Source organism: Ktedonobacteraceae bacterium (genome assembly GCA_035653615.1).
Taxonomy (GTDB): Bacteria; Chloroflexota; Ktedonobacteria; order Ktedonobacterales; family Ktedonobacteraceae; genus DASRBN01.
This window is the reverse complement of sequence record DASRBN010000041.1, coordinates 81,533-106,835: the sequence shown is the minus strand read 5'-3', so window position 1 is coordinate 106,835 and position 25,303 is coordinate 81,533. Positions and strand designations below refer to the sequence as shown.

At 51.9% G+C, this 25,303-nt stretch carries 20 protein-coding genes; 11 read left to right on the top strand and 9 right to left on the bottom strand.

Features of this window, described 5'->3' with window-relative positions:
• The first annotated feature begins 45 nt into the window (after nucleotides 1–45).
• Both VFA09_25450 and VFA09_25445 read left to right on the top strand, forming a co-directional pair.
• Nucleotides 46–1,374, top strand: a complete 1,329-nt coding sequence (locus VFA09_25450; GenBank protein ID HZU70645.1) for an acyl-CoA thioesterase/bile acid-CoA:amino acid N-acyltransferase family protein — start codon at nucleotides 46–48, stop codon at nucleotides 1,372–1,374.
• 116 nt (nucleotides 1,375–1,490) lie between these two features.
• Nucleotides 1,491–3,485: a TOMM precursor leader peptide-binding protein gene (locus VFA09_25445; GenBank protein HZU70644.1), complete on the top strand. Its 1,995-nt coding sequence runs from the start codon at nucleotides 1,491–1,493 to the stop codon at nucleotides 3,483–3,485.
• A gap of 20 nt (nucleotides 3,486–3,505) precedes the next feature.
• Here VFA09_25445 and VFA09_25440 read toward each other — a convergent pair whose 3' ends face one another.
• From VFA09_25440 to VFA09_25420, 5 genes are all read right to left on the bottom strand, one after another.
• Entirely contained in the window at nucleotides 3,506–4,162 is a 657-nt protein-coding gene (locus VFA09_25440) for a response regulator transcription factor (protein HZU70643.1), read from the bottom strand.
• 33 nt (nucleotides 4,163–4,195) lie between these two features.
• Entirely contained in the window at nucleotides 4,196–5,683 is a 1,488-nt protein-coding gene (locus VFA09_25435; GenBank protein ID HZU70642.1) for a sensor histidine kinase, read from the bottom strand.
• Nucleotides 5,684–5,854: 171 nt separating this feature from the next.
• Nucleotides 5,855–6,367 carry a hypothetical protein gene (locus VFA09_25430; GenBank protein ID HZU70641.1) on the bottom strand — a complete coding sequence of 171 codons (513 nt, stop codon included), beginning with the start codon at nucleotides 6,365–6,367 and terminating at the stop codon, nucleotides 5,855–5,857.
• Between the two features lie 52 nt (nucleotides 6,368–6,419).
• Nucleotides 6,420–7,259 (bottom strand): ABC transporter permease, encoded by an 840-nt coding sequence (locus VFA09_25425; protein ID HZU70640.1) that lies wholly within the window; start codon nucleotides 7,257–7,259, stop codon nucleotides 6,420–6,422.
• Nucleotides 7,260–7,315: 56 nt separating this feature from the next.
• The gene (locus tag VFA09_25420; GenBank protein HZU70639.1) at nucleotides 7,316–8,215 is read right to left on the bottom strand and encodes an ABC transporter ATP-binding protein; all 900 of its coding nucleotides are present in this window, start codon (nucleotides 8,213–8,215) and stop codon (nucleotides 7,316–7,318) included.
• A 752-nt stretch (nucleotides 8,216–8,967) separates the two neighbouring features.
• On the opposite strand from VFA09_25420, the gene VFA09_25415 reads away from it, so the two are divergent.
• Entirely contained in the window at nucleotides 8,968–10,275 is a 1,308-nt protein-coding gene (locus tag VFA09_25415; protein ID HZU70638.1) for a glycoside hydrolase family 5 protein, read from the top strand.
• Nucleotides 10,276–10,441: 166 nt separating this feature from the next.
• On the opposite strand, the gene VFA09_25410 is transcribed toward VFA09_25415, so the two are convergent.
• Nucleotides 10,442–12,358, bottom strand: coding sequence for a serine/threonine-protein kinase (locus VFA09_25410; GenBank protein ID HZU70637.1), 1,917 nt, complete (start codon nucleotides 12,356–12,358; stop codon nucleotides 10,442–10,444).
• A 448-nt stretch (nucleotides 12,359–12,806) separates the two neighbouring features.
• Here VFA09_25410 and VFA09_25405 point away from each other — a divergent pair, with 448 nt between their 5' ends.
• Nucleotides 12,807–14,135: a glycoside hydrolase family 5 protein gene (locus tag VFA09_25405; protein HZU70636.1), complete on the top strand. Its 1,329-nt coding sequence runs from the start codon at nucleotides 12,807–12,809 to the stop codon at nucleotides 14,133–14,135.
• 84 nt (nucleotides 14,136–14,219) lie between these two features.
• Here the strand turns inward: VFA09_25405 and VFA09_25400 are convergent, their stop codons facing one another.
• Nucleotides 14,220–14,864 (bottom strand): Uma2 family endonuclease, encoded by a 645-nt coding sequence (locus VFA09_25400; GenBank protein ID HZU70635.1) that lies wholly within the window; start codon nucleotides 14,862–14,864, stop codon nucleotides 14,220–14,222.
• A gap of 208 nt (nucleotides 14,865–15,072) precedes the next feature.
• On the opposite strand from VFA09_25400, the gene VFA09_25395 reads away from it, so the two are divergent.
• A complete protein-coding gene (locus VFA09_25395) occupies nucleotides 15,073–16,365 on the top strand; it encodes a serine hydroxymethyltransferase (protein HZU70634.1) in 1,293 nt (430 codons plus the stop codon).
• A gap of 273 nt (nucleotides 16,366–16,638) precedes the next feature.
• Nucleotides 16,639–17,712: a glycosyl hydrolase gene (locus VFA09_25390; GenBank protein ID HZU70633.1), complete on the top strand. Its 1,074-nt coding sequence runs from the start codon at nucleotides 16,639–16,641 to the stop codon at nucleotides 17,710–17,712.
• A gap of 93 nt (nucleotides 17,713–17,805) precedes the next feature.
• Here the strand turns inward: VFA09_25390 and VFA09_25385 are convergent, their stop codons facing one another.
• Complete coding sequence (locus VFA09_25385) at nucleotides 17,806–18,396, bottom strand: TetR/AcrR family transcriptional regulator (protein ID HZU70632.1); 591 nt, start codon at nucleotides 18,394–18,396, stop codon at nucleotides 17,806–17,808.
• 234 nt (nucleotides 18,397–18,630) lie between these two features.
• Here VFA09_25385 and VFA09_25380 point away from each other — a divergent pair, with 234 nt between their 5' ends.
• The 5 genes from VFA09_25380 to VFA09_25360 all read left to right on the top strand — a co-directional run bounded on the left by VFA09_25380 (nucleotide 18,631) and on the right by VFA09_25360 (nucleotide 23,532).
• Nucleotides 18,631–19,710, top strand: coding sequence for a hypothetical protein (locus VFA09_25380; protein ID HZU70631.1), 1,080 nt, complete (start codon nucleotides 18,631–18,633; stop codon nucleotides 19,708–19,710).
• Between the two features lie 12 nt (nucleotides 19,711–19,722).
• On the top strand, nucleotides 19,723–22,026 hold the full coding sequence (locus VFA09_25375) for a molybdopterin oxidoreductase family protein (GenBank protein HZU70630.1): 2,304 nt from the start codon (nucleotides 19,723–19,725) through the stop codon (nucleotides 22,024–22,026).
• Between the two features lie 68 nt (nucleotides 22,027–22,094).
• Nucleotides 22,095–22,718 carry a 4Fe-4S dicluster domain-containing protein gene (locus tag VFA09_25370; protein HZU70629.1) on the top strand — a complete coding sequence of 208 codons (624 nt, stop codon included), beginning with the start codon at nucleotides 22,095–22,097 and terminating at the stop codon, nucleotides 22,716–22,718.
• On the top strand, nucleotides 22,715–23,254 hold the full coding sequence (locus VFA09_25365; GenBank protein ID HZU70628.1) for a Rieske 2Fe-2S domain-containing protein: 540 nt from the start codon (nucleotides 22,715–22,717) through the stop codon (nucleotides 23,252–23,254). The genes VFA09_25370 and VFA09_25365 overlap by 4 nt, the downstream gene beginning before the upstream one ends.
• Nucleotides 23,251–23,532, top strand: coding sequence for a hypothetical protein (locus VFA09_25360; protein HZU70627.1), 282 nt, complete (start codon nucleotides 23,251–23,253; stop codon nucleotides 23,530–23,532). Before VFA09_25365 ends, VFA09_25360 begins: the two co-directional genes overlap by 4 nt.
• A 10-nt stretch (nucleotides 23,533–23,542) precedes the next feature.
• Here the strand turns inward: VFA09_25360 and VFA09_25355 are convergent, their stop codons facing one another.
• Nucleotides 23,543–25,060 (bottom strand): sialidase family protein, encoded by a 1,518-nt coding sequence (locus VFA09_25355; GenBank protein HZU70626.1) that lies wholly within the window; start codon nucleotides 25,058–25,060, stop codon nucleotides 23,543–23,545.
• Between the last annotated feature and the right edge of the window lie 243 nt (nucleotides 25,061–25,303).

Here is a 25,303-nt window from a genome sequence, read left to right as displayed (position 1 = left end):
CATCTGGCCGGTGCCGGCATAATCTAGAACCTGGAAATGAGAAAGATGATGGAAATCAGTAAAAACGTAGCCACCACAGCTATTCTCTCTGTCACCCCTGATATATCGCTCATTGATGAGCAGGTAAGTATTCGGCTCTCCAACCTATCTCCTGGAGCGCCGGTTACTATACGCGTGGAAACGCAGGATGGCTCCTTACGAAAATGGTCTTCCAATGCGACGTTTGTTGCAGATTCTCATGGATGTGTCGATGTTAGTACCCAGGAACCCATCGATGGTACCTATAGTGGAATTGATGCCATGGGGTTTTTCTGGTCGATGATTCCCCAGGAAACGAAGCGCCCGACTTTTTTCGTCAAGTCTAAACCGACCCCGCTGACTGTGAATCTTACCGCGGAAGTGAATGGGACTGAGGTAGCAAGCAAGAGTATCAAGAGAGTATTTGCTGCTCAGGGTGTCGCGGAGGTACCGTTGCGGGATGAGGGATTGGTAGGCACACTCTTTCTACCGGCTGATCCCGCTCCACATCCTGCTGTCATTGTTCTCAATGGCTCAGATGGTGGCATGCATGAAAATGCTGCGGCTCTTCTGGCATCACGTGGCTACGCGGCGCTTGCTCTCGCCTATTTTGGTCTGGAAGATTTGCCCGGCGAACTGGTAAATATACCACTTGAGTATTTTGAAAAGGCTGTTCATTGGTTGCAGAATCAGGAGCGAGTGGTTCCTCAAAAGATAGCTGTCATTGGCCTATCACGCGGGGGTGAACTCGCTTTGCTGCTCGGCGCGACAATCCCTGCCATTCGGGCTGTGATTGCTGGCTCGCCCAGTGCGATTGTGTATGGTGGAGTCAAGAGCAATAGCAGCGATTTTTCGTTGCCTTCCTGGACATATCATGGCGAGCCTCTTCCCTACGTCCCTTATAAACCGAATTTTTTCGGTATGGTGCTGTTCTGGGGAAAGTGGCTAAGCCGCAGACCCTTTGCCAGCACACCCGCTTTTCTTAAAACACTAAAGAGAAGCAAGCAGGTTGCGGATGCGACTATTCCCGTTGAAAATATCCAGGGGCCTGTTCTTTTACTATCAGGTCAAGAAGACCAGCTCTGGCCATCAGCAGTGTTTGCTGAGCTAGTGATGGACCGGCTGCGCCGCCACGATCATCCTTATCCCTACAGGCATCTCAGCTATGCCGGAGCGGGCCATTTTGTTTGTTTTCCCTATGGTCTTCCTTCCCTTCCACCCATGATTACACTTTCACCTATGCCAGGAATGCTGATTGCTTTTGGTGGTACACCCGCGATGCAGGCGGCAGCAGCTGCGGATTCCTGGCAGCAAATACTTACCTTTTTAAAGGAGAGCCTGTATGCGGATTTGTAGCTGGAGGGGCAGTGGCTGGTCCCTGTCCTGGCGCCCGCCTTCTCTGTTGCATCCAGACAGGCGCCTTTGCCAATGATTCGTATTCGTCATTATCTGCCAGAATTGGGGGTGTGATTTTGTTACAAGTAGGTCAGCGCTCGAATACGCGTATCAATGTCAGTTCAACTGATCAGTTGCCCGATAAGGCTCTTTCCGTCATCCAGCGGTCTTTGACGGAACACTTCAATGAAATGGGCGCGCCAGATATCTTAGATCGCTCCAACTTACCTGGACTGATTATCGACCTCGAGGTGCTTGGCTTGAAAGATCATGGGGCAATCTTGAAGGAAGTGCCGTATTGGAAAGGCAAAGTGACGTACCCGGTGAAGCTCTTCCGCACACATGCCATTCTTGGCCCATTATATATACCCACCCTGCCTGCTTCTCCTTGTCCCAATTGCCTGTCGCGGCGATGGTTCAATAATCGCAATAAAGATGAACAACGGGCCATTGTGCGGGCGCAGCAAGTCGCGGTTAATGGATATAATCCAAGAATAACGACTTTTGCCCTGGATGCCATATGGCAGATTTTGCTGCATGCCCTGGAGCAAGCTGGAACAGATTCCAGGAACGGAGTTTTTCCTTTCTATACACTCGATCTTGAGACGTTGAAACTTTCTCAACTTTACTTGATACAGGATTCCTCCTGTACCGTTTGCACAACCCTGCCACTCGATAGCTCTGAAATGGCCTGGTTTCAACTCGAATCGCGGCCCAAGCACAATCCTTCCAACTACCGGCTTGTGAAGGCCACTGATTACGCATTACCGGTAGAGGGGTTGATAAATCCACTTTGCGGGGTGGTAGGACATGGGTCGGTGTCTGAAATTGGACATACGCTTGCTTCCCCTGTGTTGGGAGAGTTTGACATGAGAAGCAAACATGGCATACATACGATTATGTGGAGTGGGCATGGCAACAGTTATTACCAGAGTTTGTATCTGGGACTATTAGAAGCTATCGAACGTTTCTGCGGCCTGATGCCGCGCAGCAAGGTCTCAACTGTCTACGATAGCTATGAGCATCTCTCACCTATGGCTCTCGACCCACGCACCTGCGGCTTATACCGGCCAGAGTTTTACCAGATGACCTCTGAGTATCTGCCTTTTTCGCCTGAAATGCAGCTTTCATGGGTGTGGGGCTATTCTTTTCAACGAGCTCGCCCCATTTTAGTGCCCGAGCAGCTTGCTTATTACATGAATCATCTCCATCTGAAGACCAACTTTGTTCAAGGGTGCTCAAGCGGTTGTGCCACCGGTTCCTGCCTTGAAGAAGCTATTCTCTATGGCTTAATCGAGTTGATCGAGCGTGATGCCTTTCTCATGACCTGGTATGCGCGACTTGCTCCTCCGAAAATCGACCCCCAGAGTAGCCATAGCCTGGAGACCTTAAGCGCGCTGGAGGGTATAGAAAAATTAGGCTACGAACTTCACCTGTTCGATACACGTTACGATATTCGCATCCCATCGATCCTGGCCGTTGCAAAACGGAAGGAACCAGGGCTAGCAAATCTTTTGGTGGCAGCCGGAGCAGGGCTGAACCCAGAAGATGCCATTCGTGGCGCGCTCTGCGAGCTTACTTGCTATGTTCCTGACACGTTGCTGCGTATAGAAAGCAAGCTCGCGCAGATACAAGCAATGGTACAAGACTTTTCGAAAGTGACGGCATTAGAACACCATTCTCTCCTCTTTACAGCGCCAGAAATGGCGTCATACGTCGATTTCCTCTATCAAAATCCTACGAGTTGTTCCATAGAGGAAGCATATCGTGATTGGCAAGTTTTCTGGCCACGTCACCAGGATTTGCGCGATGACCTGATGGCCTGCATTGGGATGATGATGCAACTGGGGATGGATGTTATTGTGGTGGATCAAACGAGCAATGAACAGGCTCGCTCCGGGCTTAAAACGGTTTGCGTGCTTGTGCCAGGACTTCTGCCAATAGACTTTGGGTGGAAAAAGGAACGTGTTTTTGGCCTGCCGCGTCTCCGCACAGTGCCGCGAACGGCAGGCCATCGAGAGGATGATTTTGAGCCTGATATGCAGAACATCGTACCCCATCCTTTCCCATAGGTGCTTTTAATCTTCCTGAGTTATGGGTTTTCTCGACGCATCAATCCTTGCTGCCAGGCAAATGCTGCTGCCTGTGTGCGGTCAAGCATATGTAGCTTGCTTAGAATGTTACTGACGTGAACCTTCACCGTTTTTTCACTGATCACCAATTTAGTGGCGATAGCGGCATTGGACAATCCGCTCGCAATGAGACGCAGGACTTCTAGCTCGCGCGTGCTGAGTTCCGAGAAAAGGCTGGGAATCTCCTTGTATTCGTGGTGCAATTCCTGAACAACCCGTGCCGCGACCCGTGGATGTAAAACCGACTCGCCCCTCGCCGCTTTGCGAATCGTCTCGGCCAGTTCGTTAATACTCACATCTTTTAAGATATACGAAAGAGCTCCTGCTCGTAGAGCCGGAAAGATGTATTCGTCCTCATCATAGGAGGTGAGGACGATTACCTGAGTATGTGGGCTAACCCGCTTGACCTGCCGGGTCGCCTCTACGCCGTCTATGCCCGACATGACCAGGTCCATGAGGACGATATCGGGAACTAGCTCGGCAACCAGGTGTACAGTAGCCTCACCTGAATCGGCCTCACCTATAATCGAGAAGTCGGGGTGTACTTCTAAAAAGGTACGGATACCCTGCCGGACGAGGGTATGGTCGTCGGCGATTAGAATCGTAATCTGTTCCATCCTGGCTCAATACCAGGCGCCGGCCTCAGAACACTACTCTAGTATGATCGGCCGGCACCCCTCTCCTTTCTTGCTCTCACTAAACTCTCTGGCACAATAAGCAAAGACCCGCGTTCCTTTCCCAGGCTGGCTCTCTATCTTTACATCGCCATCCAAAGCCTGCATCCGTTCCTGCATTGAGAAAAGACCGATACCCTTTCTCTCGGCCGCTGTAGCATCGAAGCCCTGACCATTGTCGATGATCGAGAGAGTAACTCGATCCGCCTCATTTACCAGTCGCACCTGGACAGAGGTGGCTTGACTGTGACGCGCTACATTCGAGAGTGCTTCTTGCGCTACGCGAAATAAGGCTTCCTCCACAAGTACAGGGAGCGCCTGCTCGCTTTCAATAGAGAGCGAGGCCTGAATACCGGTTTGACGTTCCCACTGCTCAATCAACTCTTGCAAGGCAGGCCTGAGTCCTCTCCCTTCCAGCGCGATTGGGCGTAGCTCATGGATCAATGTTTTCAGTTCTTCCTGCACATACTGTAGAACATGTTCGGCTTCCACGAGGCGATGTTGAGCTCCGGTTATATCCGGTTCATTATCCAGCAATAGTTTTGCTGTTCCGACCTGCAAGGCAATGACAAAAATATGTTGTTTAACGCTGTCATGCAAGTCGCGTGCCAATCGATTGCGTTCTTCGACGATAGCAAGTTTCTGGCGAGTTTGCAAAAGGTTCTGTAGCTGCTCGGCCATGCGATTCAGCTTGCGAGATAATTGTCCAAGTTCGTCGCGCGAGTCATCCTGTACAAAAGTTGAAAAATCGCCCTGGCTCCAATTGTCGGCAGCGACAGCCAGGGTATTGAAACGGCGGGTAATGGTGCGAGCGGTGAAAAAACCGCTGATCATGCCAATGACAACCGCAAAGAAGGTGTAAGCGCCCGCAGTGATGAAGATATAGGCCGAGTCGTAGCCGAGCCAGTACTTTGCTTCTTGCATATAGACGTTAGGCCCGGTATCGTCGATAAGAGCACCATCAACCCTGCTGTTATCTCCCCTGATCGGGACCATGGCGATAACTGCGCCATTCGAGCTTTTGCTCACCATACCCTGGTTATCGCCTTTGCCTGCTAATACTTGTCGCAGGTTTGCCGCAGCCTCCGATGGGAGAAGTGGCTCCAGTAGAATGCCTGATGATATGATTTTGTCATTGCTGGAAACAATCACTCGTCCATCCTTATCCACAATGACGCGAAACTCAGGTTGATATCCAGAAGGATTGCCTATTGGATGCTTCAACCACAATGCTAAAGCTTGCTGATCAGGCATGCCATTATGCGCAAAGAAGGGACTGAGCTGAGGCTGGTATTGTTGCAGGCCATAGAGTACCAGTGAGGGGACGAAGAAGAGTTCAATGATGACAAGTGTCACTACGAATAGCAGAAATTCAATGACGAGCAGCACAATCGGTGTAAGGAGAACATACGAAAACATCAACTTCCATTGCAGTCGTTGGAAAGATATGAAGTTGAGGTGCATATGATTAACTCCTTCGACTGTGTGGGATAGCCCTCTTCAGTTATCTACAGTATAACAGGTTTTTTAGCTCAGGAGGAAGTGGTTACTCTTGTTTATCGCAAAGCATGCTAGATGATAAACAAGAGTAACACGTGATTGTCATGCCGTGAAATGCAGGATGTAGCTACCTGGTCACCATTCATTCAATGAATCGCTTTCCTCATTTTGAATGTTTCTTTGCGATACAGCGTGGTCTCCTTGAAGAGGTGCGGTGAGCAGGTAGCCGATATCGCGTACAAGCGAGACTTTTAAATCGGGATGTAACTTACTGAGCTTAGCACGAATATGGCACATCGCTCGATAGACTGGTTTAAGCTCGCGCCGCAGTTCCTCGGTTCCTAGCCGGCGCGCATCCTGAAGGCGCCTGCGGCACTCTTCAACCGATAGGCAGGTGATACTGGCCAGCAGCATTTCATGGGGCGCATAATAGGGATAATTGTGCAGCAGGACGAGCAGCAGGAGCCATTCGTTGCGGGTAAATTGTTGCTGCGTAAGAATGGTGAGTGGTTGCTCGTGTAGCAGGCTGGCGATGCGGGTCTCCATATTAACATGCAGACTGCAATCTTTGTGGAGCAGGCGATATATGCTCTCGCAATAGGCAACAGACTCACCAGGGGACGCGGTACCGATGTCATGGGTATACATATGAGAGCGCCTATCCTTTCTAGTCTGATTGATGGAAGAGATAGCAACTAACTTAGTTTGACAAATTTTGACGCTCGAAGATCCAGAGCGAGATGCCGAGTAAAACCAGAGTATACACTGCGATGCATGTAGCAGCAATGGCCGGGCTAAGGTGATCAGTGGAAAGGAGGGTAGGTGTGGAAAGATGAGCCGCCGCGTAATTTTGCTGGTTCATCGTATTGGCAAGCCCGGCAGGAAGAAATTGTGCTGCCTGCGCATAGCCCTTGCCAAGCAGAGGCAGTAGAGCAGTAAGAGGAAGTTCTACTGCCAGCATGAACAGCACTACTCCGCTGATAGCAACTGCCGCTGAGCGGCTTACCACGACAAGCAGAAAAGTCAACGCGACATAGGGCAGCAGCCCATAACAGGTACGCAGGTAGCTGAGCAGGAGTTGGGCAACGTCGAGAACATTGTGATCAGCACTGCTATGAAGTTGGAAGGTAAGTAATAAGGAGACCAGACCACCTGTAAGGAGGAAGGCCAGTGTAACCAGTAGGACGAGTACCAATGCTGTCACAAATTTGGCAAGCACAAGGAGAGGGCGTGAGATACCATGGCCTAGCCAGAGTTGCATAGTGCGCCATGAGTATTCCTGAGCGTTTACTAGCCCTACTACTACAGCCAGCAGATAAGCAGCGTAACCATAGCCTGGCGAATAGCCGTTAGCAAAGGCCAATGCGCTGGTGAATCCGCCAGGCCAGACCCAGTAACCGGAGAAGGATACGCTCCGGTCGACGTTGAAGAAAGCAATAAAAGCAATGATCATGGGCAAAATTGCTATGGTCAGGCCGATCCAGAGTAGACGGCGTTTAAAAACTTTGTCGCTTTCCATATGTAGGATATGCCAGAACATGTTATCCTCCTAGCTTGTTATGTAGATACTTCTCTTTGGATACTGTTCTAAATTCTTTACCGTGTCAGTTCCAGGAAGACGCTCTCTAAATCAGGGTGATTGACTCTCACTTCCTGGGGTGTTAGACCGCGAGCTACCAGGAAAGACATTACTTGCTCGCTAGAAACGCCTTGCACTTCAATAAAAGAGGCGTTGGACTGTATATGCCTGACGTCGGGAAGATCCCGAAGGGCCTGGAGCGTCTGCTGCGGAAGCGCAGTACGCACCTGAACAATTGTTTGTTTAGGCAGCAGGTCGGTAACCTTACCTTGAGCAATAATTTGACCGCGTTGAATTACAGCTACACGATCACACAGCAATTCCATTTCATGCAGTAAATGGCTGCTAAGAAAAATTGTCACACCTTGTTCCGACAATCGGCGCAGAAGCAAACGTACCTCTTGCATACCCGCCGGGTCCATACCATTTGTTGGTTCGTCCAGGATCAATAGCTCAGGTTTATTAAATAACGCCAGAGCCAGGCCTAGCCGCTGTTTCATACCTGATGAGAAGGTCCGTACCGGGCGGTTTGTGGTCTCTCGCAGATCTACCAGTTCCAGCACCTCCTCGATGCGCTGCTGAGCTGGTATCTCAGGATAGAGGTAAGCAAGTAGTTGAAGGTTTCTGCGTGCGGAAAAGGAAAGCATCAGTTCAGGACTGCCTACCATTGTACCTACACGTCGCAAGACGGCAGTATGTTGAGGAGTTACCTCTTTGCCTAAGATTGTGATTGTACCGGCAGTGACATAGGTTAGACCAAGCAGCAAGTTGATGGTTGTCGTTTTGCCTGCTCCGTTTGGCCCCAGGAAACCGAAAATTTCATTCCTTTGGACGTCCAGGGACACGTCTTCTACAGCTCTCACTGAGCCAAAGTATTTTTTCAGATGGTTGGCGTGCAGCACAGAAGTTGCCTCCATAAATTCTCCTTTGCTATAAAGAAAGTCTTAACATCTGATTCAAGCGCATCATCGACTACTCAAAGGATATACCAGCAAGGTTTGTTTTCATTAGTCTTAAAGGTGTATTTTTCTAAGTCGCAAGATGTATTAAGTCCGCAGCAGTATTTTTCTGGCAATTGGTGGTGGGTGTTGCGGGAAATTAACAAATGGGAACACTAATACCAATTCGCACTCAGTCATATAAAGAACGGTGGCTCTCTCGTTTTCATAATTCTCACATCCATGAGATGAATGTATTGAGATTAAAGGGCACTTTCCAAGCAAACTTGGAGTAAAATAGTTTATACTTGTCACAAGCTTGCGCTGTTTGCTGTTTCTTCATCAAGCACGGAACTCAGCGCAGTGAATTCCAACAGAGTACCAGCGTGTGTTCATTGTTGGAGCCTCGGTCATAGCCGGTGTTGGGTGCTGGGTGCATGAAATAAAGGCTTTTGGGATACTTTTGTCTTCACACTTGATCAGCTTTTTGGAAGAACAATCATTTTCCCGCAAAATGAGCACTGTAGGACCGGTTGATCTGTTCGTCTCCTGACATACTCAGGACAAGGTACTGTTGCCATCGAAACAGAGATAATGCGGCCTGTGCTGGAAAAGACCTGGTTGGATACAGACAACAGCATGTCTTCACATACGTATGCTCGTATCTAGCCAGAGCTTCGGATTAGGAATCTCCCTTACAATTTCTAGATTGCCTGGAAAGGAAGAGTGAAATGAGACGTTTCTGTACCGTAGGTTCCTGGTGGAGAAGTATGCTGCCTCCACTGCATTTGGGAATGGTAATTTTGACTGCCTGGATACTTTTCACTACTTTACCTGTTTCGGCCAAAAGCTCCATTTCTGAGATGGGCGAAGTTCGCGCGGCCTGTCCACGTGGTTATCAAGCAGGTTACCTCAGTACCTTTCATGGTGAACTGGTGGATGCGTCAGCAGGATGCCGGGTAACACTCACAGGGGTGAACTGGTTCGGGTTTGAGACCGGTACTTTTGCCCCGCATGGGCTATGGGCGCGCAACTGGCAAGATATGCTCAAGCAGATTGCCCAGACCGGCTTTAACACCATTCGCTTGCCATACACCAATCAGCTTTTCGACCCGGGCAGCGTGCCGAATGGGATCAACTACCAGCTGAACCCTGACCTGAAAGGGTTGAAAGGACTGGCGCTGATGGATCGAATTATCCAGGGTGCCCATAACGATGGCTTGAAGGTGATTCTCGACCGTCATGATCCCACCGCCGACCAGCGCCCGTCGTTATGGTATACCGACCACATGTCCCAGGCGCAGTGGATCCAGGACTGGGTGATGCTGGCAAAACACTATAAAGGAAACACGACCGTCATTGGGGCAGACCTGGACAACGAACCGCATAGCCCGGCTACCTGGGGCGATGGCAACCCCAGCACCGATTGGCGAATGGCCGCTGAAAAGGCCGGCAACGCCATTCTCGCCGTCAATTCGCAGTGGCTCATTATCGTCGAGGGAATCGATCAATACCAAAACGACTCCTACTGGTGGGGTGGAAACCTCGAAGGGGCAGCGAAGTACCCGGTGCGCCTGTCGGAATCGGACAAGCTGGTCTATTCGGCTCATGATTACGGCCCCAGTGTCTACAATCAGCCGTGGTTCCAGGCTCCCAAGCCATCGGACCTCGTCAATACGCTACCTGCGGTCTGGGAGAAGCATTGGGCCTATTTGCAACAGGATGGCATTGCCCCCGTATTCGTAGGGGAGTTCGGCGGACCGTCGATGGGCCAGGATACCGAGGGAGTGTGGCAACGCACGCTGGTCTCATTCCTCAAAAAGAACGATATCAGCTACACTTACTGGGCATGGAATCCAAACTCAGGAGATACCGGCGGCATCCTCAACAACGACTGGACCACGATTAATCAGAGCAAGGTCAATGTGTTAAAGGCCTATCAATGGCCTCTACTGGATAAGCCGCAATCCCCAAGCTCAAGCAATCCCTGCGGAAATGCTAGCGCAATTCAGAACGCCTATCAGTGGCCGCTGTCGTAGGAAACGGAGTGGTTCAGGCCCTGTCATGCTGAGCGCAGGAGCCGAATCCCTGAGTGGAGCGAACGGGGAAGAATCTGCACCCATGGCCCCAGGGATTCGGCTCCTGCGCTCAGCATGACGTGGTCGCCCTTGAGTCAGGGTTGGTGTTGCAAACGTAGTAAAGGCATTACGCAGTCGTCGCTCCTCCGGGTGGTTGAGCCACAGTCAGAGTAAAATCGTAAGACTGCAGAAGCGCCGGTTCTGGTTGATTATCCAGTTTGCCAATGACTGAGACTGTTGCCAGATTGGTAGAGGGGTTCAGAGATTGGACAATGACCACATTGACCTTCAAATCAATAGAGTTTCCATCATCCAGGCTGCCCTGACCTGGCGTTACCTGTAACCAGCTATTTTCATTGTACCTTGTATAGAAATCCAGCCGATGCCCACTTTTGTTCGTGATCGTTATGATCTGAGACGAGGGTCGTAAACTGCCCTGCTCGCACAGAAATCTAAGCCCTGTACTCGTTACCGCAACCTGGCTTAAGCCATTTTGCACGCTCAATATCACCTGTACATCCTGCGCCGCCACATTCCTGCCCGTTACACGCACGATGTCAATGTATTGACCATTCTGCAAACCGGCTGTATGCGTTGTCAGGGTGAACGAACCTGTTTTATCCGGCGCGACTATTCCTCTTACCGGTGAAACTGCCAGCCATGAGAAATTATTTAGTTGAGTTGCCTGCCACTGCAGGTTGGCTGAACCCGGATTGCTGATTTTCACCACCTGCGTCGCATCATTGATAATGTTTACCTCGTTATTGCTTAATCGCATAGCAGGGCAGATACCTAAAAAACAGGGATTTGTAACTCGCATACATCCCAGAGCACTCCCCAATAGAAGTAGAAGCAGCAATAATACCGGCACTATGATCGGCGCCAGTTTTCTCCCTCTTTTTGCGCGCCTCGGTGTACTCCTGATCATAGGCGCCCGGCTCGGCTTCGGTTCTTCAGCATCTGTTTGTGCTCTGGTAGCATCCTCCAGCGCTTCCCGGTATGCGCGTGCGAAGGTGAGCATGTCCTCGTAACGTTCAGCGGGTTCCTTCACAAGCGCGCGCAGGATCACAGCCTCGACTTGTGGAGGGATGAGTGGGTTAAACTCACGGAAAGAAGGCGGCGACGTTTGCAGGTGACCAAGCATGATCGCATACAAGCTACCTGTGAAAGGAGGGCGCCCTGTGAGCAACTGGTAGCAGGTTACCGCCAACGCATATTGGTCGCTGGCGGCGCGTGGCTGCTCCAGCCATTGCTCTGGAGCCGTATAGAGAGGGGTGCCTACGTAGGTATGCAACGAGGCATGCGTACAACCCTCTAAGAACGTTGAGGCACCAAAATCGGCCAGCATGATGCGATTTTCGCTATCCAGCAATAAATTAGCCGGTTTCACATCCAGGTGAATGATCCCGTGTTCATGTGCATATTGCAGGGCAGCCGCGGCACCCTCTACATAGGGCAATAATTGCTGAGGGGTCATCACGGATGGCTTGCCAGGGTTTGACACTATGGATGTACCTGCTGCTTCATCTTGCCCGAGTTCTACCGCAAACTGCTCATCTACCTCCGGCATCGCTATGGTTTCCCGGGAGATACTACTCTGGCAGAAAACCGGCATCTCGACAGGCAGGGCCGCCGGTAGGATGGACCTATCCTGGGAAGTCGACCGGCAATAATTTTGCAGAGAACCGTGTGCCGCAAACTTCATCACAAGATAGCAGCGCCCATCCTCGATCATCCCTACGCGCAAGACCGGCAAAATGTTCGGGTGATCCAGGACGGCGATTGTACTCACTTCGCGCGCAAAGAGGTCGGTCGATGTACCCTCAGCAACACATTCGTGCATAACCTTAATTGCCACTCGCCTGTTTAATGGCGGCAGTTGTTCAGCCTCATATACATCGCCAAAGGTACCGGAGCCGATCCACCTGATCACACGACAATCACCGAGCAGCGCTCCTTGTAGTAAATATTTACAGACCTGGCAGGTCACATGTTCTCCTACAGCGACCGGCATCAGGCGCGTGGAGGCGCCGGATGGAGCCATATTGGAGCTGCCTGATGATGAAATAATTGGCTCTCTATTCTCGTGTGGATTTTTAGGATGTAAACAATATCTCATGAATCTCCACAAATATGGCTTACAATAGTTGTTTGCCAGGCATCGTCAACGCTTTTCTGACGGAAAGGCACACAACTTTCCTCCTGAACGAGAGGTCGAGGAGAATCGGGCGCCTGGAAAACTGAGCAAGCTTAAATCACTAGCTTGCTTCTAGATATATATCTCATACACTGATTGTACATGTATCTTAGCAATATCAACAGCTATCTATCCTCATGCTCTTGAGATTCTAGCCTTGAGCTAATAAGGCGTTTTCCAGGTATGCCAGAGATAAAACTGTGTATACTTGTGATTGTCTAAATGGTCTTCCAGGCACCTGGAAGCCCCTATTACTTCTATATGATATTGAAATCGTATTGAAAGGAAGAGTCATATGAGACGTCCCCGCATAGCAGGTACTCAGGCGAGGAGAATATTGCCTCTCTTGATTTTGGGAACACTGATCCTGACTGCTTGTGCGCCTACTGCTACTACCGTTTTGAAAAAAGCCTCTCATACTCCTGCAACAAAAACTTCTACTCCTGTTACAAAGAAGGCCCCCGGGCCGTGCCGGGCAGGTTATCAGGTAGGTTTCCTCAAAACCTTTCACAGTGAACTGGTGGATGCCTCCTCGGGCTGCCAGGTCACGCTCACCGGCGTCAACTGGTTTGGCTTTGAGACCAGTAGTTTTGCCCCGCATGGCTTAGGGATGCGCAACTGGCAAGATATGCTCAAGCAGATGGTCCAGGCGGGCTTCAACACGCTTCGCCTGCCTTTCACCGATCAGCTCTTCGATCCGGGCAGCCAGCCACAGGGAATCAACTACCAACTGAACCCTGATCTCAAGGGCATTCAGGGTCTGGCACTCATGGATAAGATTATAGAGGGCGCTCATACTGTTGGCTTGAAGGTCATCCTGGATCGTCATGATCCCACTGCCGACCAGCGAACTGCCTTGTGGTACACCAATCAGGTGTCTCAGGCGCGGTGGATTCAGGACTGGGTGATGCTGGCAAAACACTATCAGGGAAACACGACCATCATCGGAGCGGACCTGGACAACGAGCCGCATAGCCCGGCTACCTGGGGTAGTGGCAATCCCACTACCGATTGGCGCCTGGCGGCAGAAAAGGCTGGCAATGCCATTCTCGCCGTCAATCCACAGTGGCTCATTATCGTCGAGGGAATCGATGTCTATCAAGGCGATTCCTACTGGTGGGGTGGAAACCTGGAAGGGGCGACGAAATATCCCGTGCGCCTGTCAGAACCGGGCAAACTGGTCTATTCGGCCCATGATTATGGTCCCAGTGTCTATAAGCAGTCGTGGTTCCGTGTCTCCAAACCGGCAGATCTGGCATACACGCTGCCGCCCATCTGGAAGAAATATTGGGCCTATCTGCAACAGGATGGGACGGCCCCACTGTTGATGGGGGAGTTCGGCGGGCCATCGATGGGCCAGGATATCGAGGGTATGTGGCAACGCACGCTGGTATCATTCCTGAAAAAGAACAACATCAGCTACACCTACTGGGCGTGGAATGCGGACTCAGGGGATACTGGCGGCATCCTCAACAACGACTGGACCACGATTAATCAGAGCAAGGTCAATGTGTTGAGCGCCTACCAGTGGCCCTTGTTGGATAAGCCACAATTTAGCTCCAGCAATTCCTCTGGAAGCGCTACTGCGATTCAAAACGCCTATCAATGGCCAACATCGAAGTGAACGAGGTTTTCGTTGTTCTTCGGTGACAATTGGCGGCGCAGGTAAATAATGGGAGCGATGCAGGATGAAAATGTATCGCTCCTTCTACTCTTCTCCTGGCTCGGCTTCCTCGAAATCCAGGCCTTGATAGATGTCGGCGATATCAATCCGTGCATCGATGCTGTTGATCTCAACGACCTCACCGGGACCGTAATGGCGATAGTGCCAGATATCGCTGTCCTGATCGTCGCGCTGCCATATTTCTACATATGGCGCGAACTGGCTTACCAGCACTATTTCATGTATCGTTGGACATGCCTGGTAGGCTTTGAACTTCACGCCGCGGTCACGAGCCTCAGTACTGGGTGATAATATTTCAAAAACAACTCGCGGTGATTCAATCAGGGTGTTTTCTGGACGCCGATCACCAGTGCTGCAAGAAACAGTTGCATCAGGGTAGGCATAGTGTTTCTTGTTATTTTTTTTCGTCCCCAGAAGTACCTGTACATCCACCCCGAAAGCTCGACAAGGTCCTGAACGAAGCCGGACATCCAGGGCATAACCAATATTGCAGGTGATGCGATGATGGGCAACGCTGTCTCCACTCATGAGATAGGCCATGCCATCGAGATATTCATATCTGCGATCAGGCGAGAGTTGTTCGAGTTCGTGAAACGCTGTCTCTGGCATTGCTCCACCCCTGCGCGGCCAGTTCCAGGCTGATCCTGCTGATTTCGGGTTGGTTGCCATAGAAAATACCTGCCTCTTCTCATTGTGTATGAAACTACTGAACGAGCACAGCCGTTGTCATTCTTCTGTGCTCACTATACCTCTTCTCATATCAAAAGATAATGGTAGAGTATTATCTCTTGCTCTTTTCTCTTGTTGTTAATCCTCGCTGCTGGTATACTGAAAATACCTATTTGATCAACGCCTTAACAGTGTAATGGAGCGAACTATGACAGTAGATATCAGCGACATCGAAGATATCATCGCACGCGAAAATACCTGGCGACAGACGCAGGCCATCAATTTGATTGCCAGCGAGAACACTCCTAGCGAGGCCGTGCGCCGCGTCCAGGTTTCCGACTTTATGGGCCGCTACGCCGAAGGGCATCCCAATGAGGGCGATAAAATCAATCGTTATTATCAGGGGACGCGCTACATTGATGAGATCGAGCGCATGGCGACACGCGAGATTCTTGATCTTTTTGACGTGAAGCAGGCCGATGTACGTCCCATCAGCGGCAATGCGGCCAACACCGCTATAGCGCTGGCATGGCTGCGCGGCGGTGATACCGTCGTCGCCAACTCGACCGATGCTGGTGGGCATATCAGTCATGGGCCGGTGGGTGTCTTTGGCAGGCGCATTCAGAGCCGCGGCCAATCGCTCAAACTTGGTGGTTCAAATTCCATCCACCTGCATTATTTGCCCTTGACCCCCGATCATTATCATGTTGATGCTCAGAAAACCATCGAGTTGATCGACCAGGTAGCGCCACAGCTTGTCGTCATGGGCAAGAGCCTCTTCCTCTTCCCCGAGCCGGTTTCCGAGGTTGCCGCCTTTTGTAAGACGAAAGATATTCCCTTGCTCTATGACGGCGCGCACGTTCTTGGATTGATCGCGGGCGGTGAATTTCAGTCCCCGTTGCATGAGGGCGCGACCTGGATGACGGGCAGCACCCATAAGACATTCCCAGGCCCGCAGCGCGGCATCATTCTGGGCAACCTGGATGCGGAAGGCGAAAAGAAATACTGGCCTGCTGCCGATCGCGGCGTCTTTCCCGGCTCGTCCAGCAACCATCACCTCAATACCCTACCGGCCCTGGTTGTAGCTACACGCGAAATGAAAAAGTACGGGCGTGAATATGCCTCGCAAATTGTACGCAATGCTCAGGCCCTTGGTCGTAGCCTCGATGAACTCGGAACAGCGGTCGAGGCGCGTGATTCTGGCTATACCAGGAGCCATATGATTGCCGTGAATGTCGCGCAGCAGGGGGGCGGCGTCGAGGTCGCCAAACGCCTGGAAGCGAACGATATCATTGTGAACTACAATATGGTTCCCGGTGATACTGACCCGCGCAATCCTTCTGGACTGCGCATCGGCGTGCAGGAGATGACGCGCTTTGGCATGGATGAACGCGCTATGGGCGAACTTGCTCAACTGATGCACGATGCCATCCGTGGGAAAAATGTGAAATCGCAGGTCAATGCGCTGCGCGGGCGCTACCTCGAGATGAAGTATAGCTAAAAGGAAGCCGGTGATTACCCATAATTCTAGTCTGTTAGACCTGAAGTGAAGTAGCTTGTTACAATTTAGTTCTCCAGGCGTTTTATCAGCAAGAGAAGCTAAATTGTGAAGTCGTTTCAGGTGTGGGTAATCACTTCCCTGCTCTTTCCTGAACTTTTGGGGGCAAAGTCTGGTATGCGCATGAGAACGATGTTGGGGCATATGCTATGTCCACGTGGTTTTCATTTCATACTTCCAGTCTTGTCCATCATCTCACTGCTTTTGACTTCGTGTATGCAAACCGGCGCTTCGATTCCCAAAGCGCCTTCGCCTTCGCCTTCGCCCACGATGATGAAAACGAGTACACCGATTCCCAAACTTCAGTCGCCCTCGATCTACTATGGTGCGTTCGTGCATGTTGGCCCCGCCGGTAGTGGCCTGCCGGATTTTGCCACGCTTGATACATTCGAACATGATGCAAAAAAACGTGTGGCGCTCTATATGTGGTTTCAGAGGTGGGATAATACCTATAACTCTGCCGCTTTTAACGTGAGTTGGATGAATACGACGCGCAGCCGCGGCTCCATTCCGGTGGTCACGTGGACACCACATCTTCCTGATACCAGCCAGTATACGACCGTGTCTGGTAAAACGATTAATACCCATTCCTTAGAACGTATTATTGGTGGGGAGTTCGATAGCTATATCAGGCAATGGGCTGAGGCGGCCAAAGCATGGGGTCATCCTTTTTTCTTGCGGTTCGCCCATGAGATGAACGGCCAGTGGCAGCCGTGGTCAGAACAGAAAAATGGCAACCAGGCAGGGCTATTTGTAAAAATGTGGCGTCATGTCCATGATATCTTTACATCTGTAGGCGCAACCAATGTTAGCTGGGTCTGGGCACCCTACGCCTTTGATAATCAGACCAGCCTGCTCAAGGAACTCTATCCTGGAGATGCCTACGTGGACTGGGTTGGCATGGATGCATATAACGGCACCGAGGGCACGTGGCAGACATTTACTGTTGATGTGAAAGGATGCTATACCTCGCTCACCAGCTTCACGACCAAACCAATTATGATTGCTGAAATGGCCTCTCAGGAGCAATCGGGCAATAAAGCAGCCTGGATCACCGATGCCTTCACCGTTCAGTTGCCGCATAATTATCCCAGTATCAAAGCCTTCGTCTGGTTTAACACCGATAAAGAGAGGGATTGGAGGATTGAATCTTCACCGGCAGCGCAAAATGCATTCGCTGCTGCCATGCAATCACCCGTCTATGCCACGAATCACTACGGCAATCTGAACATTTCTCCGATTCCTATCCCTGAAGATGCAGGGTCAGATTCTTCGCTGCGCTCAGAATGACACGCCCCGCGGGGACATGTCATTCTGAGCGCAGCGAAGAATCTGACCCTGCCGGGAACGAACAGAAGATTTTCGTTTCTAACGCAGGATAATTCATGCCCGTATGGTGTTGATATATCCCGTCAGGTGATCAACCGCGCGATAGATATGCACCGGATCATCGTAGAGTTTGCTTAACATAACTGCGCCCTCAATGGTGGCGATGATGACTGAAGCGAGTGTATCGACGTCGGTTTCAGGGCCTATTTCACCGGCCGCAATACCACGCGATACGGTCTTATGAATCCACCTGCGCCAGCGTGTCATAGCCCAACGTGCTCGTCCGGCTAAAGCCGGGTGGGCATCATCAGATTCGACAGCGGTATTTAAGACCGGACATCCGCCGGGTAATGTAGGGTTGTCGATTAAGCGGCAATACGCGGCCAGCATTGCGAGCAAGCGATCAACAGCGTTAACCTTGCCTACCAGTTCCTCTTCAACGGATTGCCATACTACTTTGCAGGCATACTCAAACGCCTCTATCGCAAGCTCATCCTTGCCCCGAAAGTGATTATAGATGCCGCCTTTTTCCAGACCTGTCTCGCGCATCAGGTCTGAAAGGGAGGTGCCGAAATATCCCTGCTGATTGAATAACTCCGCCGCCCGCTCCAAAATCATCTCGCGCGTCTGCTCACCTTTACGCATATCCTCTCCTCTCTCAACACAGACCGATCAGTCTTAAATGAAACTATAACAAACCCGAATCAGTATGTCAAGCAAGAGGATTCGGACTTTCATCCTTTAGCATGATGTTGGAATTGGGCCGTTTCTCCATATAGTATTGCTGTGTTTGTCTGAAGACATTCTTTTTGCTACAACTAGCATAGAGTGATACACCTTAGATGCTCAGTTCATAGCGATGCAGAGAGGAGGTTCAGGTTGCAGCACGATAGAGGGCCTGAAATAGTGCGTTCCGCCAGAATTGCGGCACTTATTGCTATTCTTGTGGCAGCGGTGCTGATTCTTTTGATTTATATTGGCTCGCGTGGGCTGCGAGACTTCGACGCGGCCTTGATCGGCTATGCTGTAGCGGTTCTGTTTGCCCTTGTGGCTCTGACCTATCGTTACACGCTCTGGATTGGCCGTCCTCCAACCTGGCGCTACTTTCGCGCCGGCTGGGCAAATTTTCTCTCCTGGCGTAACTTCCGGCGCTACACGTTGCTTATTCCAAAGGCCTGGTGGACAGATATCTTCGGGCAGACCTTCATCTTGAAGCGAAGCCTGCAGCGCTGGATTATGCACATGTGCATCTTCTGGGGCGTCATTCTATCGCTAGCTATCACGATCCCGCTCACATTCGGTTGGCTTCACTTCACGTTGATGCCGCATGGTGGATACGAGGTCTGGTTCTTTGGTCTGCCGCTTTTTACCTTTCCGATCAACTCTGCGATAGGCTTTGTTATCTTCCATGGGCTGGATTTTACCGCTGCACTGCTCCTGATCGGATTGGGGATTGCCTTATGGCGGCGGGTTACTGACGCTGGATTGCTTGCTATTCAGCGTTTCGGATTTGACCTCGTACCAATAGCCTTGCTTGTGGCGATTGCGATTACCGGATTAGCGCTCACGGCTTCATCCACATTATGGGGAGGCAGGTATTACTGGTTCCTTTCGCTCGTACATGAAGCGGTGGTGGTGGTCTGGCTGCTCTCGATTCCGTTTGGCAAGTTTTTTCATATTATCGAGCGACCGGCCAGTATCGGTGTCACGTTGTATCAAACGGTCAACCAGGATGTGGAGCATTACGGCAAGCAGCCACAGACGGGTCATTGCAAACGCTGCGGTCAGCAGTTTCCATCCGAGCAGTTCATCAAAGATCTCGAAGGCGTTCTGGGCGATTTAGGTCAGCGCTACGACCTGGGAGGAGATCGCGGTTTACTTCAGGATTATTGTCCAACGTGCAAGCGTGTGCTGCGTGGTCAGGCATACTATCAATTGATGGGCAAGAGGTTTCTCTAGAAGGATTCAGAAATGTCAGTCAATAAAGATTTTTTTCAACCCGATCGCGCTTTCAACTACGATTTCGAGTCCGCCGGGAAACCTGCCACCGGTTGGAGAGCCGCGGATCGTGTGCCTGAGGCGCTTGTGCCAACTCATTGCGCTTTCTGTGGCGTGCAGTGTGGCATGAACCTTCGCGTATTGGATGGGCAGGTTATTGGCGTGGAACCGCGGGATTTTCCACATAATCGCGGCTCGCTCTGTCCGAAAGGAGTTGTGGCATACCAGCAGGTCAACCATCCTGATCGCCTGCGCTATCCCATGATTCGACGAGGTGGGAAAGGCGGTCGGCTGGAGCGTGCCAGCTGGGATGAGGCCCTGGACTACATCGTGAGCCGCTGGCAGCAGATTCAGGCTGAACATGGCAAAGATGCCGTAGCCATCTATAGCGGCTCTTCGATGACGAATGAAAAATGCTATATCATGGGCAAATTCGCGCGTGTAGGTCTCGGTACGCGGCACGTGGACTACAATGGTCGCCTCTGCATGTCGTCGGCAGCGGTCGCGTATGCTAAAGCCTTTGGTATTGATCGCGCTCCCTTGCCGATGACTGATATTCCTCTGACGGATTGCATGCTGGCCGTTGGCGTGAATGTTGGCGAGTGTTTCCCAATCATGATGCAATGGATGTGGCGCGCGCGTGATAAAGGTGCCAGCCTGATCGTCATTGATCCGCGCGAGACGCCTCTGGCACGTACCGCCGACCTCTGGCTACCTGTGCGCCCGGGCACTGATATCGCCGTTCTCAATGCCATACTCCGGCAGCTTATTGCCGATGGGATGATTGACGAGGAGTACCTGCGCACGCGCACGAATGGATGGGAAGAGGTACGCGCATCAGTTGAACCGTTTACGCTGGAGTTCGCGGAGAAGCATTCGGGAGTGCCTGCGAAAAACATTCTAGCGGCGGCGCGCCTCTACGGTCGAGCCGAGCGTTCGCTGGTTATGCACGCGCGAGGGATTGAGCATAGCACGCACGGTGTAAACAATTGCCTGGCCTGTATCAATCTTGCCCTGGCACGCGGGCAGCTCGGCAAGCCTGGCAGTGGTTGCATGATGGTGACGGGTCAGGGCAATGGTCAGGGTGGGCGCGAGGTCGGTCAGAAAGCCAATCAACTTCCCGGTTACCGGCATATCGATGTGCCGGAGGATCGCGAGTACATAGCCAATGTCTGGGGCATACCGGTCGATGAGTTGCCCTGGGAGGGAGCAGCCGCGACCGAGATGATTCACCTGATGGCGGATGGCGAGATTCGCAGTTGCATGATAGTGTGTTCGAACCCTATGGTGTCGTTGCCGGATAACCGCGTGGTGCAACAGGCCCTGGAACGTGTTGATCCACTGATAGTGGTTGATTTCTTTCTCTCGGAAACTGCTGAGCTTGCCGATGTCATTCTCCCAGGCAGTGTATGGTGCGAAGATGAAGGTACAACCACCAACCTTGAGGGCCGCGTCATCAAGATCAATCAAGCAGCAGAGCCTGCCGGTGAATCCTTGCAGGATTGGAAGATCGTGACCGAACTGGCCAAACGACTTGGTCGTGGCAAGTTCTTCCCGTTTGAGTCAGCTCGGGATATCTGGAATGAATACCGCGTCGCTTCTAAAGGAGGTGTCTCTGATTATTACGGCATTACCTGGGAGAAAATAGACGAGCAGGGCGGCGTCTTCTGGCCCTGCCCATCGCTCGATCACCCTGGCACGCCGCGGCTCTTTACTGAGCGTTTTGGTCACCCGGATGGCAAGGCCAGGATGTTCCCCATTCCCTATGCGCCTCCTGCCGAAGAACCTGGAGAGAATTACCCATTCCGTCTCACCACCGGGCGCGTCGTCTACCATTACCTGAGTGGCAATCAGACCCGGCGGCTGGGTTTCCTGAACGATCAAGCGCCCGAGCCATGGGTAGAGATTCATCCGCAGGCTGCCGCAAAACTAGGGATTGTCAATGATGAAATCGTGCGTGTGCGTACGCCACGCTTTGCGATGGAAGTGAAAGCCCTCGTTGTACCGACCATCCGGCCGGACACGCTCTTCATTCCCTATCATTATGGGCACGAACGCTCGGTCAACCAGCTCACCAATCCTGCCGTTGAGCCAAACGTGAAGATCCCAGAATATAAGGCCTGCGCGGCAACCGTAGAGAAGCTAAATGCACCGGCCGTTTCACCTGGAACCGATGGAGTCATTGAGAACTTTACGCCGGAAAACGCGCCCAAGATGTTCCCGTACACGGTTGGGGAAACGAAGGATCAGCCGGCAAAAGATGCGAAGACTTTCTAAATTCATGGCATGAGGGATGTAGGGAGAGCGCCTTGTGCCTGTCCTGGAAGGCTGAAAGGAGGAAAAAATTGGCAGTCAAAACGTTGTTTGTTGATCCTTCTCGCTGCATCGGTTGCCGGGCATGCGAGGCCGCCTGCCGCGAATGCGATTCACACAAGGGTGAAAGCATGGTGATGGTCGATTTCGTGAACCGCGAGGTCAGTGTAGCCACACAGCCAACCGTTTGTATGCACTGTGAGGACCCGCTGGCTCCCTGCGCCCAGGTCTGTCCGGTTATGGCTATTCTCATCACACCTGAGGGTGTTGTGCAGCAGGCGGAGCCATCGCGTTGTATCGGTTGTCGCAACTGTGTGTATGCCTGTCCCTTTGGCGTACCCAAGTTTGACGTGCAGGCTCGCCTGATGAAAAAGTGCAATCTCTGCTACGACCGTACCAGTCAGGACCTCAAACCCTGGTGCGCGCAGGCCTGCCCGACGCAGGCATTGTGGTATGGAGACTACGAGGAATTCATGAATCAGCGCCAGGGACATCCCGTCAATGTTACCAGTTTTGGAGGACAGTCTGTACGTACCAGGGTCTATCAAGTCTTGCCACAGGAAACACCGCGATTAGATCTGATGGAACTACTTGAGGCGCGCAATCAAACCGCGCGGCCAACAGGGCAACCAAAAGAGGAGGCATGGGTGTTATGATGAAAAAAAGCGAACCTGCTCCCGCGAAAACCGAGCGTACGCGCCGTCGTTCGCGCGCCACGCGCTGGCAGGCAGAATTTCCTTACCATTGGGACGCGGACGACCAGGTCTCGCGCCGCGAACTCCTGCGTTTCACGGTGATGGCCTCCGGTGCGCTCTTTGTCGCGACTGCCGGAATAGCGGCGTTGAGCTATCTCAATCCTCTACGCACGATACGCAGGCAGGCCATTGCGAAGACGACGGACATCCCCGTGGGGAGTGCCAGTTACTTTCACTACCCTACATCTGAGGACGAGGCAATCCTGCTCCACCTGCCCAATGGGCGCTTCGTCGCATTTAGTGGAAAATGCACGCACCTGTCCTGTGCCGTCTATTACGACCCGGCGAGTGGGAATCTCCTCTGTCCCTGTCACGATGGAGTGTTCGATGCTCAAACGGGATCGCCCCTGGCCGGTCCGCCACAGCGTTCCTTACCGAAGATCGTACTCCAGCAAGAAGGCAATACGGTGTATGCCGTGGAGGAGGAGCCTCAATGAACGGTAGGACTTATCCATTAAGCGAAACCACCAGCGATATTGAACGCCGCCCGCCGCTTGGGCAGGTTGCTGTCGTCCTGATGGGGCTTGCGATTGGCATCCTCTTGTTAGGAATTCAATTGTGGCTATTAACGACCGCGCTTGATCTCTACCTTGCGGGTCAGGGCACTTATATGTGGTTGCTGGCGCTTATCTCCGGCCTGGTCTTTGTCGGTGGCCTGCTGGTGTTGCGTATGCTTGCTCGCCGCCCGCATGTACATACCCGGCATGGTGGTTAGATTGTAACGCTCATTTCAACCCCGCGCTCGGAATGGCTGCCGTGAAGATTTCCTGGCGGCCTGTTCGTGTATCGTTCCAGAACGGGTGGACAAAGTGATCATCGCTGGATAGTCCCTGATAATCGCCGATGAACTGCAAGCCGTTCTCATCGACCGGGGCATCGACTGCCGGGTCCCAGCTTTGCGTCGTCACCCGTATATTTTTGAGGAAAGATTTCCCTTGATCGATAGACTGTGCCAGGTAGACATCGATCAGCTTATGCTGTGGATCAATTCGCGTGTCAAAGAATGAGACGCTGACAACGCCATCAGGAGCGACCGCAAGTTGTGGTTGGAATTGATTCGCGCCATCTCCTACCGGGTCATCGTTCACCCGTACAGGTGTCGACCACGTTTGCCCAGAATCTTTCGAGGCGGTCAATAGTATATCAGCATCATGTTTCCCTTTATCTGCCCAGGCGAGATAAAGTTGACCTGTGCGTGGGTCGCAGGCGAACGCCGGCAGCGAGGCGGTACGATACTTCTCCGGCGGAAATACGCCAATGGTATCATGAATGGTTGCGGCCAGCGCGGGCTGCGTCCAGGTCTTGCCGCCATCGGGCGATGTTACCACCAGCAGGCGCGTTGGTACAGAAAAGTCGATGGGATCTTCATAAGCAAAAGCAACTGTGATAGTGCCACCTGGTTCAACAGCCGGGATGGCACCAAGTGCCTCATCGCATGCTGTTGAGCCGACCTGCCGCCCTGGAACATGATCGGTGCAGAATGAGGCTTTCCCCTCAATGAGTTGAACCGGCGAGAAACTTTTACCACCATCGGTTGAACGCGAGAATGCCAGTTCTTGCTGGCAAAAGCCTGCTCCATCGCAGGAAGCTCCATGGTCATATGACCACACCATGTAGATATTGCCCCGGTACGGCCCGTGCGTATTGTCGACGCCGATCCATGGCTTATCGTTAAAGACGCGGCCCGTTGCATTCGAGTAGACCTTGACCGGAGTGCTGAACGTTTTGCCTCCGTCGGTAGAGGTGAAGACATCAATGCCGCTCTCCCCATTCAGGCTGGGCACGCTATCCAGGATGGAAGCGTACACCCTGTTATTGGGTCCGAAGGCGAAACTCGGATCGGAAGTGAGTATCGTTTTATCAAAACCAGGTAAAATGCCTCCATCTGTCCAGGTACATCCACCATCAAATGAGGTGTAATAGCCAATCTGAAAACGATAGTGGGCCGGGTCGGTAAAGAATTTGGAGCCGCCGACAAGATGCAATGGATTATTCGGGTCCTCCGCGAGCATGGGTTCGCTGTGCGCAAGATAGCTATCATGGCTTACCCGAACATTTTCATAGGGCGCTTGTGGATGAGTGCCGAGCTTCACACAGGAGCCACCCGTGGGCAACGTATAGAACGGAACCGGCGTGGGTGTAGGAGTGATGTTGACAGGAGAGTTATTGCAGGCAGCTAGCGCGGTTATCAAGAGGCTTACCGCGAATAGTGAGGGCAATAGGCGTTGGAAGGAGTAGCGCATAGAAATCCTCTCGCATGTTTCGGATGGCGTGCATATGTCGCGCTTAAAACGCTCTAAACTAGATATATGTACGTCACAATTGTCGCCGGACTCTCTGTTGCCCGAACAAGGTGTGGTATACTCCTTGAGGTGCCACGTAATTTTCTGCTCAAAAGGTGCTGGTTCAGTGAGTAAAGAAGACCCCCCAAAAAGAGGCAAGGCCCTCTGGCAAAACCATGATTACCTGCTCAGAATTGGCTGTAT

Excerpts from the sequence above, each read along its gene's own strand:
- VFA09_25450 (HZU70645.1), top strand. The coding sequence starts at position 46 with ATGATGGAAATCAGTAAAAACGTAGCCACCACAGCTATTCTCTCTGTC.
- VFA09_25440 (HZU70643.1), bottom strand. The coding sequence starts at position 4,162 with ATGGAACAGATTACGATTCTAATCGCCGACGACCATACCCTCGTCCGG.
- VFA09_25435 (HZU70642.1), bottom strand. The coding sequence starts at position 5,683 with ATGCACCTCAACTTCATATCTTTCCAACGACTGCAATGGAAGTTGATG.
- VFA09_25430 (HZU70641.1), bottom strand. The coding sequence starts at position 6,367 with ATGTATACCCATGACATCGGTACCGCGTCCCCTGGTGAGTCTGTTGCC.
- VFA09_25425 (HZU70640.1), bottom strand. The coding sequence starts at position 7,259 with ATGTTCTGGCATATCCTACATATGGAAAGCGACAAAGTTTTTAAACGC.
- VFA09_25420 (HZU70639.1), bottom strand. The coding sequence starts at position 8,215 with ATGGAGGCAACTTCTGTGCTGCACGCCAACCATCTGAAAAAATACTTT.
- VFA09_25415 (HZU70638.1), top strand. The coding sequence starts at position 8,968 with ATGAGACGTTTCTGTACCGTAGGTTCCTGGTGGAGAAGTATGCTGCCT.
- VFA09_25410 (HZU70637.1), bottom strand. The coding sequence starts at position 12,358 with ATGGCTCCATCCGGCGCCTCCACGCGCCTGATGCCGGTCGCTGTAGGA.
- VFA09_25405 (HZU70636.1), top strand. The coding sequence starts at position 12,807 with ATGAGACGTCCCCGCATAGCAGGTACTCAGGCGAGGAGAATATTGCCT.
- VFA09_25400 (HZU70635.1), bottom strand. The coding sequence starts at position 14,864 with ATGGCAACCAACCCGAAATCAGCAGGATCAGCCTGGAACTGGCCGCGC.
- VFA09_25395 (HZU70634.1), top strand. The coding sequence starts at position 15,073 with ATGACAGTAGATATCAGCGACATCGAAGATATCATCGCACGCGAAAAT.
- VFA09_25390 (HZU70633.1), top strand. The coding sequence starts at position 16,639 with ATGCAAACCGGCGCTTCGATTCCCAAAGCGCCTTCGCCTTCGCCTTCG.
- VFA09_25385 (HZU70632.1), bottom strand. The coding sequence starts at position 18,396 with ATGCGTAAAGGTGAGCAGACGCGCGAGATGATTTTGGAGCGGGCGGCG.
- VFA09_25375 (HZU70630.1), top strand. The coding sequence starts at position 19,723 with ATGTCAGTCAATAAAGATTTTTTTCAACCCGATCGCGCTTTCAACTAC.
- VFA09_25365 (HZU70628.1), top strand. The coding sequence starts at position 22,715 with ATGATGAAAAAAAGCGAACCTGCTCCCGCGAAAACCGAGCGTACGCGC.
- VFA09_25360 (HZU70627.1), top strand. The coding sequence starts at position 23,251 with ATGAACGGTAGGACTTATCCATTAAGCGAAACCACCAGCGATATTGAA.
- VFA09_25355 (HZU70626.1), bottom strand. The coding sequence starts at position 25,060 with ATGCGCTACTCCTTCCAACGCCTATTGCCCTCACTATTCGCGGTAAGC.